15 protein-coding genes are annotated in these 18,642 nt (G+C 64.7%); 2 read left to right on the top strand and 13 right to left on the bottom strand.

Features of this window, described 5'->3' with window-relative positions:
* Positions 1-3: 3 nt before the first annotated feature.
* Positions 4-1,668 (bottom strand): HlyD family efflux transporter periplasmic adaptor subunit, encoded by a 1,665-nt coding sequence (locus B5F88_RS00445; protein ID WP_087341028.1) that lies wholly within the window; start codon positions 1,666-1,668, stop codon positions 4-6.
* A gap of 231 nt (positions 1,669-1,899) precedes the next feature.
* On the opposite strand from B5F88_RS00445, the gene B5F88_RS00440 reads away from it, so the two are divergent.
* A complete protein-coding gene (locus B5F88_RS00440) occupies positions 1,900-2,634 on the top strand; it encodes a M23 family metallopeptidase (protein ID WP_087341027.1) in 735 nt (244 codons plus the stop codon).
* A 72-nt stretch (positions 2,635-2,706) separates the two neighbouring features.
* Here B5F88_RS00440 and B5F88_RS21690 read toward each other — a convergent pair whose 3' ends face one another.
* The 12 genes from B5F88_RS21690 to B5F88_RS00380 form a co-directional block, all read right to left on the bottom strand.
* The gene (locus B5F88_RS21690; protein ID WP_087341026.1) at positions 2,707-5,052 is read right to left on the bottom strand and encodes a SpoIIE family protein phosphatase; all 2,346 of its coding nucleotides are present in this window, start codon (positions 5,050-5,052) and stop codon (positions 2,707-2,709) included.
* A 121-nt stretch (positions 5,053-5,173) separates the two neighbouring features.
* The gene (locus tag B5F88_RS00430) at positions 5,174-5,998 is read right to left on the bottom strand and encodes an RNA methyltransferase (protein WP_087341025.1); all 825 of its coding nucleotides are present in this window, start codon (positions 5,996-5,998) and stop codon (positions 5,174-5,176) included.
* A 33-nt stretch (positions 5,999-6,031) separates the two neighbouring features.
* Entirely contained in the window at positions 6,032-6,676 is a 645-nt protein-coding gene (locus B5F88_RS00425; RefSeq protein WP_087341024.1) for an HAD family hydrolase, read from the bottom strand.
* A complete protein-coding gene (locus B5F88_RS00420; RefSeq protein WP_087341023.1) occupies positions 6,673-7,419 on the bottom strand; it encodes an FAD-binding protein in 747 nt (248 codons plus the stop codon). The genes B5F88_RS00425 and B5F88_RS00420 overlap by 4 nt, the downstream gene beginning before the upstream one ends.
* A gap of 13 nt (positions 7,420-7,432) precedes the next feature.
* Positions 7,433-8,212, bottom strand: coding sequence for a hypothetical protein (locus tag B5F88_RS00415; RefSeq protein WP_087341022.1), 780 nt, complete (start codon positions 8,210-8,212; stop codon positions 7,433-7,435).
* Positions 8,191-9,531: an FAD-binding oxidoreductase gene (locus tag B5F88_RS00410; RefSeq protein ID WP_087341021.1), complete on the bottom strand. Its 1,341-nt coding sequence runs from the start codon at positions 9,529-9,531 to the stop codon at positions 8,191-8,193. Before B5F88_RS00410 ends, B5F88_RS00415 begins: the two co-directional genes overlap by 22 nt.
* Positions 9,532-9,549: 18 nt before the next feature.
* Complete coding sequence (locus B5F88_RS00405; RefSeq protein WP_087341020.1) at positions 9,550-10,965, bottom strand: FAD-binding oxidoreductase; 1,416 nt, start codon at positions 10,963-10,965, stop codon at positions 9,550-9,552.
* A 27-nt stretch (positions 10,966-10,992) separates the two neighbouring features.
* The gene (locus tag B5F88_RS00400; RefSeq protein WP_087341019.1) at positions 10,993-11,379 is read right to left on the bottom strand and encodes a DUF1667 domain-containing protein; all 387 of its coding nucleotides are present in this window, start codon (positions 11,377-11,379) and stop codon (positions 10,993-10,995) included.
* Complete coding sequence (locus B5F88_RS00395; protein ID WP_087341018.1) at positions 11,369-12,649, bottom strand: FAD-dependent oxidoreductase; 1,281 nt, start codon at positions 12,647-12,649, stop codon at positions 11,369-11,371. Before B5F88_RS00395 ends, B5F88_RS00400 begins: the two co-directional genes overlap by 11 nt.
* 12 nt (positions 12,650-12,661) lie before the next feature.
* A complete protein-coding gene (locus tag B5F88_RS00390; protein WP_087341017.1) occupies positions 12,662-14,377 on the bottom strand; it encodes an FAD-dependent oxidoreductase in 1,716 nt (571 codons plus the stop codon).
* A 65-nt stretch (positions 14,378-14,442) separates the two neighbouring features.
* Positions 14,443-15,681, bottom strand: coding sequence for an MFS transporter (locus tag B5F88_RS00385; RefSeq protein WP_087341016.1), 1,239 nt, complete (start codon positions 15,679-15,681; stop codon positions 14,443-14,445).
* Positions 15,682-15,745: 64 nt separating this feature from the next.
* Positions 15,746-17,236: an FGGY family carbohydrate kinase gene (locus B5F88_RS00380; RefSeq protein WP_087341015.1), complete on the bottom strand. Its 1,491-nt coding sequence runs from the start codon at positions 17,234-17,236 to the stop codon at positions 15,746-15,748.
* Positions 17,237-17,700: 464 nt separating this feature from the next.
* Between B5F88_RS00380 and yhfZ the strand changes: the two genes are divergently transcribed.
* Positions 17,701-18,624, top strand: a complete 924-nt coding sequence (gene yhfZ, locus B5F88_RS00375) for a GntR family transcriptional regulator YhfZ (RefSeq protein WP_087341014.1) — start codon at positions 17,701-17,703, stop codon at positions 18,622-18,624.
* Positions 18,625-18,642: the final 18 nt, after the last annotated feature.

The raw sequence follows: 18,642 nt of genomic DNA, 5'->3' as shown, positions 1-18,642 counted from the left end.
GGCTTACTCCATCCCCATTGCGCTCATGATGCTGGACCCCTGGGGGCTGAGGGCCACCACCACGTCGCCCTCCTCCAGACCGTCCACGATTTCGATGTAGTTGTCGTCGTTGCGGCCCAGGGTGACCTGCCGCTGCTCGGTGGCGGAGAGGTTGGCGATCAGCCCGTTCTCATCCAGGCAGCCGGGAAGGGCCACCAGCACGGTGTCGCCCCGCTCCACCGCCTCCACCGGCAGGGTGAGCACGCTGCCCGCCTCCTCCACGATGATCTTGGCGGACACGTTCATGCCGGGGTAGAGCTCCTCCGGTGCCCCGTCCACCTTGACGGTCACCGGGTAGCTGGTGTTGCCGTTGACGGTGGTGCCGTTGATGTTCACCTTATCCACCACGCCGGTAAAGCTCTGGCTGTCCAGGGCGTCGGCGGTGATCTCCACCTTCTGGCCCACCTGGATCTTGCTGATGTCCCGCTCGTCAATGGCCATATCGAAGGTGAGCTGGGAGCGGTCGTAGATCACCGCGGGGTAGGTGACGGTGGAGCCGCTGGAGCTCATACCGCTGATGTTGTCTCCCACGTCCAGGTTCTTCTCAATGACCTCCCCGGTGATGGTGGAGGTGATGGTGTAGTCCTCCAGCTTCTCCTGGGCGTTTTGCAGGGAGAGTTGGGCGTTTTCCAGAGAAATGCGGGCGTTTTCAATCTGGGTCTCCAGGTCGGCCTCCGAGATGACCCCGATGACCTGTCCCTCGCTGACCCGGTCTCCCTCTTTCACTGACAGGGTATCCAGGTCGCCGGCGGCCTTGGCGGTGATCTGGCCGGAGGAGGCGTAGGCGAATGTGCCGCCGGAGGCGCAGGCCGTGCCGTTCACGCTGGCGGAGCCCTGGCTGGCGTCGGAGAGCACACCGGGGTTGTTCACCAAGATGGTCACCTGCCGCACCAGGGTGCCGCCGGGGCCCACCTCGTCGGTGGCGGCGATCTCGTCCACGGTGCCGGAGATGGTCTCCGCCGTGCCGGTGACGCTGACGGTGGCCGTCTGGCCGATATAGAAGCTCTGGGCGTCGGTGGAGTGGAAGGGCACCTTCAGCTTCATGTGGTCCCGGTCCAGCACGTCGGCCACCACGGTGCCCACCGTGACGCTGTCACCCTGGTCCACGTAGAGCTTGGTGATGATCCCGGCGTCCTCCGCCTTCACATTCCGGTCCTTCTGGTTGTCGCTCTGGGTTTTCAGCAGATCGTCCAGGGCCAGCTGGGCGGAGCGGACGTTGAGCTGCAGCTGCTCAATGTTGCTCTCCAGGTCCCGGGCGTCGATGCGGAAGAGCACGTCTCCCTTCTGCACCGTCTGTCCCTCCTCAAAGGGGGCCTCCAGGATCTCACCGCTGACGAGGGTGGTGACCTTGTAGGCCTGGAGGGGTTCAATGGTGCCGGTACCGGAGACCGATACCGTCATGTCCCGCACCTCCGCCGTATAGGGCAGATAGGCGCTGCTGATAATCTGCTGTCCGGCCCCCATGCACCGGGAGAACAGAAACACAATGAGGGCCACCGCCACCAGGATGATGACCAGGCGTTTGACCCACTTGCGTTTTTTCTTGGGCGCTTTGAATTTGGGTACCTCCTTCACCGGTTGGCTCGACGGCGCGGCGGTCTCAGCAGATTTGGTCTGGGTTGCTTCCATACTGGTTTCTCCTTATTCAAAATTGTGTTCATTGTACGCCCAGGCTGGCGGCTCTGTCAACCTGATAGCATCATATCAGCCCTGTATGTAAGGCATTATCAAGGAAAAATTAAATTTTCCTTAAAAGTAAGATATACCCTCCTCCTGGTGGAAGGTCAAGAAAATTTTTCATGCTTTCGGGTATATCCCCCGGCCAGGTTGTCCACAATAGGCTCGGAGGTGCTAAACAGCATGAAAAGACCGTTCTATCAGCGCGTCGGTGATTTCATCGAGGGGAAGGGGTTTTACATCGTCCTGCTCCTCTGCGTGGCCGCCATCGGCGTTTCCGGCTGGTTCCTGTATTCCTCCTTTGCCAGGAGCTCGGAGGAGCTGGCCGCCGGAGGCCCCGCCAAGATCACCGTCACACCCACGCCCATGGCCACCGTTCAGGCGGCCATAACCGCCAAGCCGTCCGCCGCTCCCCCGGCCACGGCCACACCCAAGCCCGCCGCCACCCCCAAGCCTTCTGCGGCCCCGGCGGCCACACCCACTCCGGCGGCCACACCCGCCGCCGCACCCACGTCCTACCTGTGGCCGGTACAGGGTGAAATCATTACCGACTATACCGTGGACGCCCTGGCCTACGATCCCACCATGGCCGACTGGCGCACCCACACCGGGGTGGATATCTCTGCCAGCGCCGGCACCGAGGTGCGCTCCGTGGCCTCCGGCACGGTAAGCGACGTCTCCTCCGACGTGATGATGGGCACCACCGTGGTGGTGGACCACGGCGGCGGGATCACCAGCGTGTATGCCAACCTGGCCTCTGTGCCCACGGTGGAGGTGGGAGACGCCGTCTCCACCGGCGACATTCTGGGCAGCGTGGGCAACACCGCCATCGCCGAGAGCGCCCTGCCCGACCATCTCCACTTCAGCCTGGAGCAGGACGGCACCCCGGTGAATCCCCTGGACTACCTGAACGACTGATTGCTTCTTTCCCTTTCCTCTCTCTATAACGGCAGGAGGCGCTCCCAACGGGAGCGCCTCCTGCCGCTTTTCTTATCGCCGGGTCAGCTTGATGACCAGGGCGGTGCGGTCGTCCGCCGCCCCCACCTGCCGCTGGCTCTCCTCCAGCAGGGCCTCCGCCAGCTCTCTGGGGCTGCCGCCGGAAAAGGCGGTCATCTGGTCCCGCACCCACTGGTCCGGCCCGCCGCCGGTCACCCCGTCGGTGACCAGCAGCACCCAGTCCCCCGCCTCCAGCCGGAGCTGGCTGACGTCTGGGGCGCCCCCCTCGCCTCCCGCCAGCCCGGCGGGGAGGGAGGCGCCGGTGAGCCGGCTGACGCCGGTTCCCTTCTTTACATAGGTAGGGGCGGCGCCGTACTTATAGACCGCCGCCTCGCCGGTGAACAGGTCCACCCGCAGCAGATCCACCGTGGTGAAGCCGATCTCCTCCTCCCCCCGGAGGGCCAGGGCGGCGCTGATGGTCTGCAGCGCGTTTTCCGGCCGCACCCCCGCCTTGAGAAACTGCTCCAGCAGGCGCACCGCCAGCGCGCTCTCCCGCTGGGCCAGACGGCCGGAGCCCATGCCGTCGCACAGCAGCACATAGAGGGCCCCGTCGTCATGCTTGAACCAGGCCCCGGTATCCCCGGAAATCATCTGTCCGTCCTTCCGCCGGCAGGCCGCACCGGCCACCGCCATCAGCGGCTCGCTCTGCACCAGCACCAGCTTGTCCCGCCGCTCCCCCTCCACAACCCGCAGGGGGAAATTCACCAGCTTGGACAGCTTTTCCACCCCCTCCTTCTGCCGCAGGGGGCTCAGGCCGGCCCCCTCCAGCTCCAGGCGAAGGTGGCCCGCCTCGTCGTAGTAGGCCGCCAGCTGGCACTCGATACCCTGGGCGGCCAGATACTGGCGCAGCCGCTTTTCCCGCACCGGATCCGGCACCAGCTCCGCCCCCAGCTCGGCCGCCGCCGCCCCCAGCACCTGGGCCAGCTCCCCATACTGGCGGCACACCGCCGCCCGGTTCTCCTGCAGGCGGCTGCGGTACTGCCGCCGGTAGAGCAGGGCGGACACCTCCTCATTGGCCGCCGCCAGAAATTCCGGGAACTTGACGCAGCGGTTGGCAAAGTAGGCGGGGAAATCGCCCCCCTCCCCCTTGCCCCGGTCCAGCATGGCCGGGAGGGCGTCGTTGAGGGCGTTGAAGGTGGAGATATAGTCCCGCTGCCAGCAGGAGGCCTGCAGGGCGCAGCGCTTGCACACCCGGTCGGCGGCCCGGTCAAAAACCACGGCGGCGTCCCCATCGTTGGGCCGCCCCGGCCGCAGGGTGGCGCGCATGGATTGGTAGAGCTCCTTAAAGGCCCCGGCGGTCTCCTCCAGCCGGTCCCGGACATAGGCCATGGCCCGCTCCCGGGTGTCCTGCCTGGGCTGGGGGGCCACCAGGGCCCCCACCTGCCGCAGGGCCTTCTGGGGGAGCACCAGGAAGATCACCGAGGCGATGAACACCTCATAGAGCAGGGCGATGTGAAGCCCCTCCTGCCAGGTCCACAGCACCGCCAGGCCGTTGGTCAGCACGTAGGACAGGGCGGCCGCCAGCCGGCCCTGCCGGTGGAAGGCTCCCGCCATCACCCCGGACAGGGCGTAGGCCATGGAGTAAAAGGGCATACCCCCGGCGGCCAGATCCATGGCCAGCCCGGCGGCCACCCCCACCGTGGCCCCCACGCCGATGCCCCCCTGGCTGGCGGTGGCCATCACCGCCAGGGCGGCGGTCAGCCGCCCCACCGACAGCTGGCCGGGCAGGGTCAGATTGGCCAGGGTGAGCATCAGCGTCCCCGCCAGCAGCAGCAGGCTCACCGTCTGCCGGGGGGTGAGCCCCTCCTCCTCCCGCTTTTCCGTCCAGGGGGTAAAGGCGATGCGGTAAAAGTACACCGACGCCCCGCACAGCAGCAGCTCGGTGCCGAAAAACACCAGGTTTTCCTTGGTCCACCCCTGGTCGGAGAGGTAGACGAAGCCGGTGATCCCGTCCATGGCGGCGGCGGCCACAGGCATAAACCAGGTCTTTTTGTAGGCCTTCACGTCAAAGAAGGCAAAGGCCACCGAAAAGGCCAGGATGCAGGCCGCCGTGTACCGCAGGCCCTCGGCAAAGCCCTGCATGGTGAGATAGCCGAAGCAGGCCCCCAGCAGGGCGCAGAACCCGTCCAGCCCCGAGCCGGAGGCCCCCACCAGACCCAGCGCGAAGGGGGCGTACCCGCCAAAAATCTCCGCCCCCGACAGCAGCGCCCCCAGCAGGAACCGGATGGCGCACTCCGCCGTCCGCACCAGCGCTGGGGCCCGAAATACCACCTTCCCCGTCTCCCGGGCCTCTTCCCGCAGCCGGGCCGCCTTGGTTTTCAGCTTTTCCTTTGTCGCCATGGTCCCTGTCTCCTTTGTATGGGGCTTGTCCGCCCAGTTTCAGAGACAGTATATTCCATATAATGGAAAAATATCGTCGGAACCCGGAGAGAGTCCGGGTTCCGACGGAAAGGGCACGTGTTCAGTTCTGTGGGCGCAGCTGCCAGAACAGCACCGCCCCAGCGGCGGCCACATTGAGGGAGTCCACCCCATGGCACATGGGGATCACGGCGGTGTAGTCGCACTGGGCGATGGTATCGTTGGCCAAACCGTCCCCCTCCGCCCCCAGCACCACCGCCAGCTTGTCCTGGGCGGCCAGCTCCGGGTGGTCGATGGGGATGGCGTCCTCCCGCAGGGCCATGGCCACCGTCCGAAAGCCCATGGCCTTCAGCCGGTCCAGGCCGGGCTGGGGCCACTGGCTCCCGTCCTCTCCCAGCCAGGTCCAGGGGATCTGAAAGACGGTGCCCATGCTCACCCGGACCGAGCGCCGGTAGAAGGGGTCGCAGCAGGTGGGGGTGACCAGCACCCCGTCCATCCCCAGGGCGGCGGCGGAGCGGAAGATGGCCCCCACGTTGGTGGCGTCGGTGATGTGTTCCAGCACCGCCACCCGGCGGGCCGTCCGGCACAGCTCTTCCACCCCGGGCAGGGCGGGGCGCACCATGGCGGCCAGCATCCCCCGGGTCAGGGCGTAGCCGGTGAGCCCGGCCAGCACCTCCCGCCGGGCGGTGTAGATGGGCACATCCGGCCACCGCCCCGCCAGCAGCCGGAGAAAGCCCTCCACCTGCCGCTCCTCCATCAAAAAGGAGACGGGCCGGCAGCCGGCCTCCAGAGCGTGGCCGATCACCTTGCCGCTCTCGGCGATAAACAGCTCCCCCTCCTTCCGGCGGCGCAGCTGGGCGTGGGTCAGGTCGGCGTACACCTCCAGCTCGGGAGCCTTGGGGTCGCGAATCTCAATCAGCCGGGCCATGCATATCTTCATCCTTCCTGTTTCTGCAACTGCTCACCGCTCTGGTCCCAGAACGGCCTCCACCGCCTCCGTCGGGGTGTGAAAGTGGTAATCCGCCGGCAGGGACGGATCCGCCCCCTTCCCCCACAGGGCCAGGGCGCCGTGGATCCCCGCCGCCCGGCAGCATTTCATATCCGAGGCGCTGTCCCCGATCATCAGCACCTGGTCCTTTGCCGCCCCGGTGAGGGCGCAGAACCGCTCCACCGGCTCCGGGTCGGGCTTGGGCCGCTGGGTGTCGTCGGCGCAGACCACCGTTTCAAAATACTTCCCCAAGCCCAGGGGCACCATGTCCCGCCGGTAGGCCTCCCGGGTTCTGGCGGTGACCACACCCAGACCCACCCCGGCGTCCCGCAGCCGGGTCATCGCCTCCTCCACGCCGGGAAATATGGTGACCCTGTCCCGGAAGGTGTAGGTGAGCTGATTCCAGCGCCGCCGCACCTCCTCCTGGTCCTCCTCCGGGATGCCCAGATGGCGCACCGTCTCCTTGGCGGGCATCACCATGGCGAACCACAGCTCCGCCCGGCTCCGCTCCACGCCGTATTTTTCCCGCAGGGCCTGGATGAGAGCGCACATCAGCTCCTCTTCGGTGTCCAGCATGGTGTTGTCGATATCCCAGATCACATGGGTATACCTCATCATGTCCCGCTCAGCTCCTTTTCCAGGGCGTCCAGGAAGGCCCCGGCATCCGCCTGGATACCCAGGTCGGCGTTCCAGAAGATCATGGCGTTGGGGTCGTTGTCCACCGCCGCCAGGCGCTCCGCCCGCACCCCTGCCAGGAAGGGTCCGCTGCCGGAGGCCCCCACCGTCACCATCCACCGGGGGGAGACCTGGTGGCCGGACTGGCCGATGAGCCGCTCCATCTCCGCCCAGGTGTTCATCACCGCCGGCCGGGTGGCCCCTGCCTGGGCCCCCAGGACGGCGGCGCAGGCCGCCAGGCGCTGGAAGTTCTGCTTCCCGCCGATTCCCCGGCCCGCCGCCAGGATCCCGGCGGCGTTCTCCAGCGTCTCGGTCCCCGGCGCGCCCCGTCCGGCCACCGTCACCACTGCCGGCGTCCGCAGGCGGTAGACCGCCTGCAGATTGGAGTTGTACGCCCCCCGCCGGGCCAGCAGGCCGGATTCCTCCCGCCACAGCTCCCTGACCTGGAAGAGGCAGCTTCCCCCCAGCCGCTGGGCCAGCCCGGCGGCCAGGCCCCGGGCCTCGCCGCCATCCTCCAGCACCAGCAGGTCGGGTCGCTCGGCCCCATACCGGCAGGCCGCCTGCTCCAGAAAGTCCGGGCGGTCCAGGACCCAGTTGATGGCGTCCGTCCCGTCCTCCGCCGCCGTAAAGGGGATGGTCAGGGGACAATGCTTCTCCCCCGCCAGATACAGTATGGCTGTTTTCATCCTCCGCGCCTCCTCAACCGTCGCTCTCCCGGAGCCACGCCAGCAGTCCGGCGGCCTGCTCCTCTACGGTGCCCTCCAAAAACCGGCACTTCTCCCGTCTGGGCGGGGCCTCCAGGCGCTCCAGGGTCACGCCGTCCAGCTCCTTCTGGGGACACTCCGCCGTTTCCACCAGCACCTCCCGGGTCCTGGCGGCCAGCTTCTCCTTCAGGGTGGGCAGGCGCAGAAAGCAGTCCGGCACATTGTCCAGGATCACCACGGTTCCCCGCCTCAGCTCCCGCACCGTCCCGTCTATACACACCGCCTGAGCCAGAACCTCCCCGCCGGACGGGGGGGCGTTCAGCGCCACCACGCCGGGCACGCAGGGCGCCTCCAGCTCCTGGGCCAACAGATAGGGCACCATACCGCTGTCCCCCGGGCCGGTCTGCCGGCCGCACAGGATCAGCTCCGCCGGATGTTGGCGGAAGTAGGCCGCCAGATAGCCCGCCGTCCGCTCCGGCCGGAAATCCAGCTCGGTCCGCGCCTCGGCGGGGGGCAGGGCGGTGACCTGAGAATAGCCCACCGCGTACAGCCCCTTCAGCAGCCCGGTCGCCTCCCCTACGCTCACCGCCCGCAGCTCCACGCCGGGGTCCTGCTCCTTCAGCCGCAGGGCCAGCTCCAGGGCCGTCTCGTCAAAACAGCCGAAGCAGTCCCGGACGTAGGAGATGTCCGGATGGCCGCCCGCCACGGCCTGCCACTCCTTGGCGGGCACCATGTCGTAGTCCGGCACCGTTTTTACACATACCGCGATGTCCATACGCGCTCCCCCTCTCCCGGACAGGGCGCCTCCACCGGGCTCCCGTCCGCCGTCCGGCACTTGCCCCTGCCAAACTCCCGGTGGGGCACGCCTCCCATCCGCCGCCCCACCTCCAGCAGGGCGGCGGCGGTCTCCCGCTGCCGGGCATACTCGTCCTCATTCTCATAAAACAGGTGTACATGCACATGGCCCGCGGCCCCGTGGCCCCAGGCCGCCCACGGCCCGGCCGCCTGACGGCGGCACTGGGCCACAAAGGGCTCGATCCCCTGGGGGAAGGCCAGATCCAGCAGCAGCGGAGGCCGCCCCACCGCCCCGGCGGCCATGCGGGCCTTTCCGGCGGCCGTCTCATTGAGCAGGTGCCGCAGGGCCAGCAGCCGCTCCCGCTCCTTGGGACTGTCCCCCATCAGCACCACGTCCACGTCGCAGCCGCACTCCTCCAGCAGGCCCAGCAGCTCCTCCAGGCCGTTGAGGGCCTCCTCCTCGCCGGGGGCGGTAAACTCCAGCAGCAGAGTGTCCGCCCGCTGCAGGCCGGACACCCCCGCCTTGGCCAGGGCCTCGGCATTTTCGCTCAGCAGGTCCAGGGCCTCCACTCCCAGCCACTCGGCCATGGACAGGCGCAGGCCGGTGCGTTCATCTTTCCGCTCCAGGAAGCGGCTGACGCCGCTCAGCTCCCCGAAGGGGCACAACAGTACGCCGGTGTGGGCGGGCCGCTCCGGCAGGCGGAGTTCCAGGGAGAGAATCACCCAGTTATGCCCCTCGTCCCCCAGGATCCGCTCCAGCTCCCCGCCCTGAAAGCGGCGGAGCTTGCCCGCGAAATCCGCCGCCTCCACCTGGACCAGCCAGGTCTCGGCGGGACCCCAGAAGGCGGCCCGCCCCCCCTCGGCACGGCAGGCCATAATACCCCCCAGGGTGGCCTGCTCCTCGGTAGGATTGAGGGGAAACCAGTAGGATAGGCCGTCTTTCCGGAAACCATCCAAAAACTGCCGAAGTGCAGACAGGGTTACCCCCGCCTGCACTGTCAGCAGCAGTTCCTTTCGTTCCGGATGGGCTTCCCCCGACAGGCCGCTCATCCGCGACAGGTTCAGGACCAGCCCGCCCTGCGGAAGAGCTCCTCCGCAGATGCCGGTCCGGCTCCCCTGCACGGTCACCGGCAGCCCCGCCTGCCTGGCCCATTCCAGGGCCAGGCAGGCTTCCCCGGCGTTGGTGGGGAAGCAAATCCGCTCCGCCCAGCCCATGCCGCCGGACTCGTCCGTCAGGTACTCCTCCGATACCGGGAGAAACACAACCTCCCCGTCCGTCAGGTACTGCTTTTTTTCCATGTATTCTTTTCCTCCGGCTTACCGCTTGGGCAGGAAGGTCCCCGTGTTCATAATGCCGTTGGGGTCAAAGGCGTCCTTCAGCGTGTACATCATCTGGTAGGAGCTGCCGTGCTCCTGGTCCATCCACTTGGTGCGGTACTTGCCCACGCCGTGGTGGTGGCAGATGCTGCCGCCGAAGCGCAGGGTCTCCTCCATGATGATGCCCATGGCGGTGTCATACTGCTGCTCGGACTTGGCCAGGTCCTTGACGCCCTTCCAGGAGAACACGAAGTACATATTGGTGCCGGTCTGGTAGCTGTGGGAGGAGTGGGCGCTGATCTGGACCACGTCCTCGATCTCCTGGGGGAAGCGCTTGAGGACATTCTCGTAGATGGAGTAGATGTCGGACCAGTTGCCGGAGATCTCGCAGGTGTCCCGCAGCAGGCCCTGCTTGTTGGCCCGATACAGGTCGTCGCAGGTGTCGTTGCGCACCTGGTACCACAGCTCCACCGGCTTCTCGCCCAGGGGACGGCCGCCGTGCTTCTGGACGATCTCCATGATGGCCGCGCCGGTGGCGTTGCGGATGCTCTCGGGGCCCTCGCAGACGAAGAGCAGGATGCTCTCGCCCTCGTTGATAAACTTCTTGTAGGTCATCTCGGCCTCAACGGCGTCGTGGAGGCGCACCACCGCCGGACGGTAGCCGTCCTGCATGATCTCCTTGATGGCGTCCAGTCCGGCCTTCACCGAGTCGATGCCGAAGGCGCCCATCCAGTTTTCGGGGTAGCGCTTGAACAGCTTCACGGTCACCTCGGTCACGAAGCCGATGTTGCCCTCGCTGCCCATAAACAGGTGGCGCAGGTCGGGGCCGGCCGCTCTTCTGGGCACGTTCTTGATGCGCACCACGCTGCCGTCGGCCAGCACGGCCTCCAGGCCGATGAGCAGGTCCTCAATGCCGCCGTACAGGGTGGAGAGCTGGCCGATGCTCCGGGTGGAGACCAGGCCGCCCATCTGGGCCAAGGGCAGGGACTGGGGGAAGTGGCCGGTGGTGTAGCCCTTCTGGTTGCAGTACTCCTCCAGATACTTCAGGGGGGTGCCGCAGCCCACGGTCACCATGTAGTTCTCCTCGTCAAACTTCAGGATGCCGTTCATGGCTGTGCCGTCCAGCACCACGCTGCCCTCGTAGGTTTCGGTGCCGGAGCACACGCAGGAGCGGCCGCACTGGGGGACCACCAGGACCTTGTTCTGGTTGCAGAAGGCCAGCGCCCGGGACACGTCCTCGGTATTCTGGGCCATGATCACGCCCATGGGCTTCTCCGCCAGATAGGCGCCGTTGAACCGCTCCCATCTGCGGTAGCCGATCAAGTCGGAGCTTCTCTCCTTCAGCACTTCCTCATCGGTGATAAAGTGCTCGCCAAACATCTCCTGCAGCTGATTCTTGATATCCTGCTGATTCATGGTAATTTTCCTCCTTAATATGCAGCCTTAACCCTGGTCCGCCGCCCGCATGGAGCGGGCCGCCACGATATCCGCGCCTGTGCCGCAGATATTGGAAATGATCACATCGCCCTCCTGAACGGGGGCCGCCGCTTCCACCCGGTAGATCTGCTCCAGGCAGTCGCTCATCTTGTCCTTGGGTACTTCCCTGGTGGAGATCACCGGCATGACCCGGAACTTGCCGCCGGTGAGCTTGACCGTGCTGGTGAGCATCCGCATGGGGCGGTAGAGCTCGTTTTTGGCGTGCTCCAACCCCCGCTTGCAGGTGTAGCCGGCAAACTCCGGCTCCTCCATGGTCCCGGTCACCCGTATCCGGCAGCTGGAGGGGCAGACAATACATGTGATCTCTCTGTCCAGTTTTTCCTTATTGTCCATCCCGTTTCTCCTTTCTGACCTCCACGGTCAGCTCCTGGGTCAGCGGGCAGCCGCTCTTGACCCGGGCCACCAGCATCTCCGGCGGAGCCACAAAGCGCTCCTTTTTGCTGGAGACGGTCTCCTCTCCCATCCGGCAGCTCAGCACCATGTTCTGGTCGGGCTGCTTCACCCGGAGATAGAAGGCCATGTCCTGCTGGGCCTCTCCCGCCGCCACCTTCTGGGGAATGACGAAGTTCACGCCCTCGCTGGCGCGTACCTGATGGTAGACGGGCGTTTCGGCAGAGCCCTCCCGCTGCTTTTTCAGGTACCTGGCCGCCCCTCTGGCGGCGATCTCGCCGGTCTCGGACACGTAGTCCACCAGGTCGAACACCGCCACCACGTTACCGGCGGCAAAGACGCCGTCGATGGAGGTCATGAAGTCCTGGTCCACCACCGGACCCTGGGTACGGGGGTCGATCTCGATGCCCGCGCCTCTGGAGAGCTCGTTCTCCGGAATGAGGCCCACGGCCAGCACCAGCAGGTCGCAGTCTATGTACCGCTCGGTACCCGGAATGGGCCTGCGGTTTTCGTCCACCTTGGCCACCGTCACGCCGGTGAGCCGCTCTCTGCCGTGGGTCTTGACCACCGTGGTGGACAGATGGAGGGGAATGTTGTAATCCTCCAGGCACTGGACGATGTTGCGGGTCAGGCCGCCGGGGGAGGGCATGACCTCGTAGACGCCCTCCACCTCCATGCCCTCCAGGGTCATGCGGCGGGCCATGATCAGGCCGATGTCGCCGGAACCCAGGATCACGGCCTTCCTGCCGGGGAGGTAGCCCTCCATGTTGATGTACCGCTGCACGGCGCCCGCCGTCAGGATGCCGCTGGTGCGGCTGCCGTAGATAAACACCTGGTTTCTGGTGCGCTCCCGGCAGCCCATGGCCAGGATGATGGCCCCGCACTCATAGAGGAGCATGCCCTCTTTTTCGTTTACCGCGTAGATCTTTTTGTCCGGGCTGATCTCCAGGACCATGGTGTTGTCCTGTACCTGGATGTCCAGGGCCTGCACGTCCCGGATAAACGCCTCGGCGTACTGGCCGCCGGACATCCGCCGCTGGAAGCGGTGCAGGCCGAAGCCGTCGTGTACGCACTGCTGAAGAATTCCGCCCAGCTCCAGGTCCCGCTCGATGAGGACCACCCGCTGGATACCCTGTCTTTTGGCCTCGGCGGCGGCGGCAAGGCCCGCGGGCCCGCCGCCGATGACGGCCAAATCCACCTGTATTGTTTTCATACTTGGCCCCTCCTAACGGCTTCTGCGCTCCAGAATATAAGCGCCCCGGCCTTTCAGATTGATCTGAGTCCAGTCCTTGTCCAGCTCCCTGGCCAAAATCTCCACGACCCTGGGCTGGCAGAAACCGCCCTGGCACCGGCCCATTCCCGCTCTGGTTCTGCGCTTGATGGCGTCCACGGTGGTGGGCACCACGGGGGAGTGCAGCACGTCCAGGATCTCCCCCTCGGTGATCTGCTCGCACCGGCAGATGATGTGCCCGTACTTGGGGTTCTCCTTGATGAGCGCCTCCTGGGCCTCATGACTCAGCCGCCGGAACTGCACCTGGGGCTTTCTGTTGGGCTGGTAGTCCGCCCGCTCCTGGAGCTGCTGGCCATGGGCCTGCAGGTCCTCTTTCAGGATGCCCTCCACCATCTCGGCGATGGCGGGGGCGGAGGCCAGGCCGGGGGACTGGATGCCGGCCACGTGGATGAAGCCGGGGACCTTGCGGGACATCTGGATGATGAAGTCCTCGGTGTAGTCCGCCGGACGGATGCCGGAATACATGGCGATGGCGTCTCTCCGGTCCAGCTCGGGGTAGATGGACTTGCCCCGCTCGTAGGCGTAATCGAAGTCGCTCTCCTCCATGCTCTTGTCCTCTTTGTCCGGGATCTCCACCGCGGAGGGGCCGATGAGGATGTTGCCCTCCGGCGTGCGGGCGTAGCCGCCGCCCTTGGACTCGGCGTCCTTGTTGCGGGGGAAGGCGGAGATGGCGTGCTGGTAGGGGCCGGTGACCCGCTTGTCAAAGATCACGATGCCGCCTCTGCGGGGGTGGAGGGTGTAGAACTTGTCCCCCGCCATCTCCGCCACGTCGTCGGCGTGGATGCCGGCGCAGTCGATCAGGTATCTGCAGCAGACCACGCCCCGCTCAGTCACGGCCTCAAAGCCGCCCTCAGGCTTGACGTCGATGTCCAGCAGCTCGGTGGAGAGCAGGAACTGCACGCCGTTGACCGCGGCGTTCTCCGCCAGGGCCACGCAGACCTGGAAGGGCTCCACCACGCCCATGGTGGGGGCCTCCACTCCGCCGATGGGGTCGCCGGGGATCTTGGGCTCCCGCTCCAGCAGCTCCTCCCGGGTCAGCATCCGCACGCCGGGCACACCGTTGGCCACGCCGTCGTGGTAGATCTTCTCGATGCCCTTCATGTCCTCCTCGGAGTAGGCCACGTTGATCTGCCCGCAGCGCACCAGCTCGAAGCCCAGCTCCTGCTGCCACTTGTCATAGAGGTAGTTGCCCCGTACGTTCAGCTTGGCCTTCAGGGTGCCGGGCTTGGCCTTGTGGCCCGGGTGGATGTCGCCGTTGTTGGCCTTGGTGGCCTCCTCCGACACGTCGGCGTTGCGCTCGATGACCGCCACCTTCAGGTTGTACTTGGACAGCTCCCGGGCGATGCCGCAGCCGCAGATGCCCGCGCCCACAATCAGCACGTCCGTCTCGGCCAGCCGGCCCAGCTGCCGGGCCTGCCGGATACGCTCGGTGTTGTCGGTCTTTTCCACGCGGATGCCTTCGGCTGAAAGATTGTTCACCACATTCACTACCCCGGGGAGGGAGGCGGCCAGGTGTCCGATATCCACCACATGGCGCCAGCTGTCCGCGCTTCCCTCCAGGGTCACAATTCCATCTTCCGACATTTCCGCGGATACGCTGCAGCGCGCGAAGCGCGCGTCGCTCTCAAGTTTCGCCAAAAGCTCCCGCATGATCTTATCGCTCCGTTTCTCTAAAATAAGTTGCGTGACACAATCCGCGTCCGTCACGCCTGCGTTCAGCCCTTCATGGCCTCCTTCTCGGCGGCCTTTCTGCCGGTCTCAGGCAGGAACAGGGTCAGGATACCGAAAATCAGGGGGAACAGGCAGCAGACCTTCAGCGCGCCCTCCAGGCCCATGCTCTGGCTGAGGGAGGCGGAGAGGGTGCCGCCCAGGGCGCCGCCCACACCGTTGGTGGTGAAGATCATGGCCATGCCGATGGAGACGGCCTGGGGGCTGATGCCCTTGATCTTGTAGATGGAGGTGAAGGCGATGGGCACGAAGGCGTATGCGCCGTAGCCGGCCACAAACACCGCCACGCACAGCAGCGGAATGCTGCTGGTGATCATCATGCAGAAGTAGGCCACCGGAAGGATGAAGCCCCAGATAAAGATCATGGGCTTGTCATAGCCGATTTTATCCGCGATCTTGGGGGAAGTCAAGGAGCCGATGATGGAGGCGATGGGCAGGACGCCCAGGATCACGCCGGAGACCTCGGTGCCGATGCCGTAGCTTTCCTGCACGAAGGTGGGCCAGTAGGAGTACATGGCGTTCCAGATCAGGCCGGTGCCCCACCAGCCCAGGGCCAGCAGCCATACGGTTCTGTGGCTGCAGGCTTCCTTCAGGGGAGCCAGGAACTGGATCTTCTGGGCCTTGCCGGTGGTGTTGGCCTCGGACATACCGTCTTCCTTCTTGCAGCAGACGCTCCACACCACCGTCACGATGATGGCCAGAATACCCATCAGGATCATGGTGTTTCTCCAGGTGCCCATGGTGGCGATGATGAAGGGGACCACCGCGGTGCCCAGGACCTGGCCCAGGGGGCCGGTAAAGTTCTCAATGCCGTTGATGCTGGCCATGCGCTCCTTGGGGATCAGCTTGATCTTGACCACCGCCAGAGGGGCCAGGATGGCGGCCGCCACGCCGTACACCAGCGCCCGGCCCAGGAACAGCATCACGAAGTTCTGCGCGAAGCCCTGCAGCAGCAGGCCCACGCTCACGATGGCGAACACAGCCTGAATGATGTTCTTGGCGTTGAATCTGGACAGGAGCAGCGCGATGGGAATGGAGAACAGCGCCTTCAGAATCCAGGAGCTGGCGGACAGCCAGCCGGTCTGACTCACAGTGAGGGCCAACTCGGCCTGAATGTCCGGCATCATGATACCGATGGAGAAATTCGCCAGGTTGACCACTACGTAGCCGATCCAAACGATCGATACGATGATCCATGCGCGTGCGCTAACTTTTTCTTTGCTCATCACAGTGAACCGCCTTTCCGTATCGTCTTCTTGTTTCCTTTCTGCCGGTAGCACAAGCGTCGTGTCAGAACTCCCACTTGGTGGTGCGCTCGATCACCTTCTTCCACTTCTCATAGGTCTCCGCGTCCTTCTGCGCATTGGCGTCAGGCTCATAAACTTTTTCCACAGTCAGCAGTCTGGGGATGTCCTCCAGGGTGTAGATGCCCGTGTAAATACCGGCGAACTCGGCCGCGCCGATGGCGCTGGCCTCCAGGGAGACCGGCTTTTCCACCTTGGTGCCCACCACGTTGGCGATGAGCTGACCCAGCAGCTCCTCCTGGGCCACGCCGCCGGAGATCTTGACGGTTTCCGGCTTCTCCACATGGAACCACTTGCCGATGTCCTCGATCACGTGGGCGTTGGCGAAGGCGATGGCCTCCACCACCGAGCGGACCAGGTGGGCTTTCTTGACGCCGCCGGAGATGCCCAGGAATCCGGCCTTGGCGGTGGCGTCGTTCAGGGGGGCCCGGAAGCCGTTCAGGGCGGGGGAGAAGAACACGCCGCCCGAGTCGGGCACGCTGTGGATGATGCCGTGCAGCTCGCCGAACTCGTCAATGAGGTGGGCCTCGTTTTTCAGCCACTCCAGGGCGCTGCCGGCGGTGGGCAGGAAGCCCTCGGCCATGAAGCGGACCTGGTTGGGGAGCTTCCAGCCCACGATGCTGGCGTAGGGCCCCTTGCCCTCCACGCTCCTGTCGCCTAGGTTGAAGGTGACGAAGCTGCCCGTGCCGTTGGTGGACTTGACCGTCCAGGGGGTGAGGCAGGCCTGGGCAAACAGGGCGCTCTGCTGGTCGGCCACCACGCCGGTGATGGGGATTTCCACCCCCAGAATGTCCTTGTCCAGCATGCCGTAGTCGTCGGCCTCGTTTTTCACCTCGGGGAACATGTCGGGGTTGATGCCCAGATACTTGATGGCCTCCACGTTCCAGTTGAGGGTCCGGTTGTCGATGAGGCGGGTGGTGCCGGCGTTGGAGGCGTTGGAGGCGAACACCTTGCCCCGGGTCAGCTTGTAGACGATCCAGGTGTCCACCGTGCCGAACATCAGCTCGCCGGCGTCCATCATCCTGCGCAGGTTCTCGTCCTGCCGCAGCTGCCAGCCCAGACCGCAGGCGATGTGCTGGGGTTGGATGGAGTTGTACATCTCCGGGAACCGGCGCTCAAACTCCTTGTCCGCCTTCAGTTCCTTGTGGCGGGGAATGCCCCGCCGGTCCATCCAGGTGGCCATGTTCATCAGGGGCTCGCCGTCGGACCGCCGCCAGGGTACCCAGGTAACCCGCTGGGTGGAGATGCCGATACACTCGATCTCCTTGGGGTCGATCCCACCTGCCAGAACGGCTTTCTTGATGGTGCTTACGGTGCGTTCATAGACTTCCGCGGGCGACTGTTCCACAAAGTCGGGATGAGGATACATCAGATTCAGCGTCTCGTAAGCTTTTGCCTGCAGGTTCAGCGCCCGGTCGAAAATCATGGTGCGTACGCCGGTCGTGCCCTCGTCGATGACCATAATGTACTTCTTCATCGCTTCTACACCTTTCTGTCAGTTTGCAAAATACATTTTTTTGTACTTTCAGCCCAAAAAATTGCCCATCTGGCCAACCTGTAGATGTGTGCATTTTGCCCAGAAGAGCCGCCTGTTTCCGCCTATTTTCTCCTTTTTTCCCTCCTTTGTCTCTTTTCATAATCTTCAGTTTGGTGATTCCGCTCTTTCCTTTTTATTTACCGTACGTTTTTTTGTACATTCTTTTCATGTGCTTATAGTAGACCTTCCAGTTCTATTTGTCAATCCCCAAAATACAAAATTTTGTATGTTTTCTACAGGAAGCGACTTTCTCCACTTTTTCCTTTCGTAATTTTCACAGCTGCCGCCTGTTTCCTGGCCCTCTGACTCCCCTGTTTTTCCGCCCTTTTCTTGTTTTTGCAGAGAAAAAATGCTATACTAAATCATCATAAGCCGACCATATTCCAAGGGAGAGGGGGGTACAGATGAAAGCCAACGACTCCTATCGTTTGAAGATCGGATTGACTCTGAATAATCTCGCCCGTGAGATGATGACCTACCACGTGGGGGACCGGATCCCCGCCATCACGGAGCTGGTGGAGCGCTATCAGGTGTCCCGCGGCACCGTCCAGTCCGCCCTGGCCCAGCTGTGCGGGGAGGCCATGACCCTGAAAAAATCCGGCCATCTGGGCAGCTATATCACAGCCATCAACCATCGGAAAATCTGGGAATACACCGGCTGGAACACCCTCATCGGCGCCATGCCCCTCCCCTCCAACAACTCCCTCAAGGGGCTGGCCACCGCCCTCACCACCAGCATCGAGTACGCTCAGCTGCCCTTCAACATGGCCTTTATGCAGAGCGCCCAGAACCGTGTCAACGGCCTGCTGGCCGGGCGGTTTGACTTTGTTGTGGTCTCCCGCCTGTCCGCCGACGTCTGCCTGGAAAAAAATCCGCAGCTGACCATGGCTGTGGAGCTGCCCCGGGGCAGCTACAACAAATCCCACGTCATCGCCTTCTCCAATCCCAAGGAGACCAGGCTGCGGGACGGGATGCGGGTGGCCTACGACCCCTGCTCCTACGACCAGACGCAGCTGACCCGCCTGTGCTGCGAGGGGCTGAACATTCAGTATTTTCACATGCCCTACCGCTCCACCCTCCACTGTCTGGAGCACGGGGGCGTGGACGCGGTGATCTACCTCAAGGAATCCGCCGCCCGCAGCACCCACAGGCTGGGGATGGCCCCCATTCCCTATGAGGACCCGCTGAGCAAGTCCATCTACGCGGTGCTGCTCACCTCCAAGGAGAACTACTGGTGCTCCGAGCTGCTGCACTCCTTCATCTTCCCCGACATGATCATGAACCTGGAGCAGAAGGTGGAGGCCGGCACCCTGCTCTCCTACTATTGACCGCCCCCGCCGGAGGCG

The sequence above is a fragment of the Flavonifractor sp. An306 genome (assembly GCF_002159455.1).
GTDB lineage: Bacteria > Bacillota > Clostridia > Oscillospirales > Oscillospiraceae > Flavonifractor.
The sequence above is the reverse complement of the archived record's forward strand: the minus strand, read 5'-3'. Positions and strand labels throughout refer to the sequence as shown.

Excerpts from the sequence above, each read along its gene's own strand:
- B5F88_RS00445 (WP_087341028.1), bottom strand. The coding sequence starts at position 1,668 with ATGGAAGCAACCCAGACCAAATCTGCTGAGACCGCCGCGCCGTCGAGC.
- B5F88_RS00440 (WP_087341027.1), top strand. The coding sequence starts at position 1,900 with ATGAAAAGACCGTTCTATCAGCGCGTCGGTGATTTCATCGAGGGGAAG.
- B5F88_RS21690 (WP_087341026.1), bottom strand. The coding sequence starts at position 5,052 with ATGGCGACAAAGGAAAAGCTGAAAACCAAGGCGGCCCGGCTGCGGGAA.
- B5F88_RS00430 (WP_087341025.1), bottom strand. The coding sequence starts at position 5,998 with ATGGCCCGGCTGATTGAGATTCGCGACCCCAAGGCTCCCGAGCTGGAG.
- B5F88_RS00425 (WP_087341024.1), bottom strand. The coding sequence starts at position 6,676 with ATGATGAGGTATACCCATGTGATCTGGGATATCGACAACACCATGCTG.
- B5F88_RS00420 (WP_087341023.1), bottom strand. The coding sequence starts at position 7,419 with ATGAAAACAGCCATACTGTATCTGGCGGGGGAGAAGCATTGTCCCCTG.
- B5F88_RS00415 (WP_087341022.1), bottom strand. The coding sequence starts at position 8,212 with ATGGACATCGCGGTATGTGTAAAAACGGTGCCGGACTACGACATGGTG.
- B5F88_RS00410 (WP_087341021.1), bottom strand. The coding sequence starts at position 9,531 with ATGGAAAAAAAGCAGTACCTGACGGACGGGGAGGTTGTGTTTCTCCCG.
- B5F88_RS00405 (WP_087341020.1), bottom strand. The coding sequence starts at position 10,965 with ATGAATCAGCAGGATATCAAGAATCAGCTGCAGGAGATGTTTGGCGAG.
- B5F88_RS00400 (WP_087341019.1), bottom strand. The coding sequence starts at position 11,379 with ATGGACAATAAGGAAAAACTGGACAGAGAGATCACATGTATTGTCTGC.
- B5F88_RS00395 (WP_087341018.1), bottom strand. The coding sequence starts at position 12,649 with ATGAAAACAATACAGGTGGATTTGGCCGTCATCGGCGGCGGGCCCGCG.
- B5F88_RS00390 (WP_087341017.1), bottom strand. The coding sequence starts at position 14,377 with ATGCGGGAGCTTTTGGCGAAACTTGAGAGCGACGCGCGCTTCGCGCGC.
- B5F88_RS00385 (WP_087341016.1), bottom strand. The coding sequence starts at position 15,681 with ATGAGCAAAGAAAAAGTTAGCGCACGCGCATGGATCATCGTATCGATC.
- B5F88_RS00380 (WP_087341015.1), bottom strand. The coding sequence starts at position 17,236 with ATGAAGAAGTACATTATGGTCATCGACGAGGGCACGACCGGCGTACGC.
- yhfZ (WP_087341014.1), top strand. The coding sequence starts at position 17,701 with ATGAAAGCCAACGACTCCTATCGTTTGAAGATCGGATTGACTCTGAAT.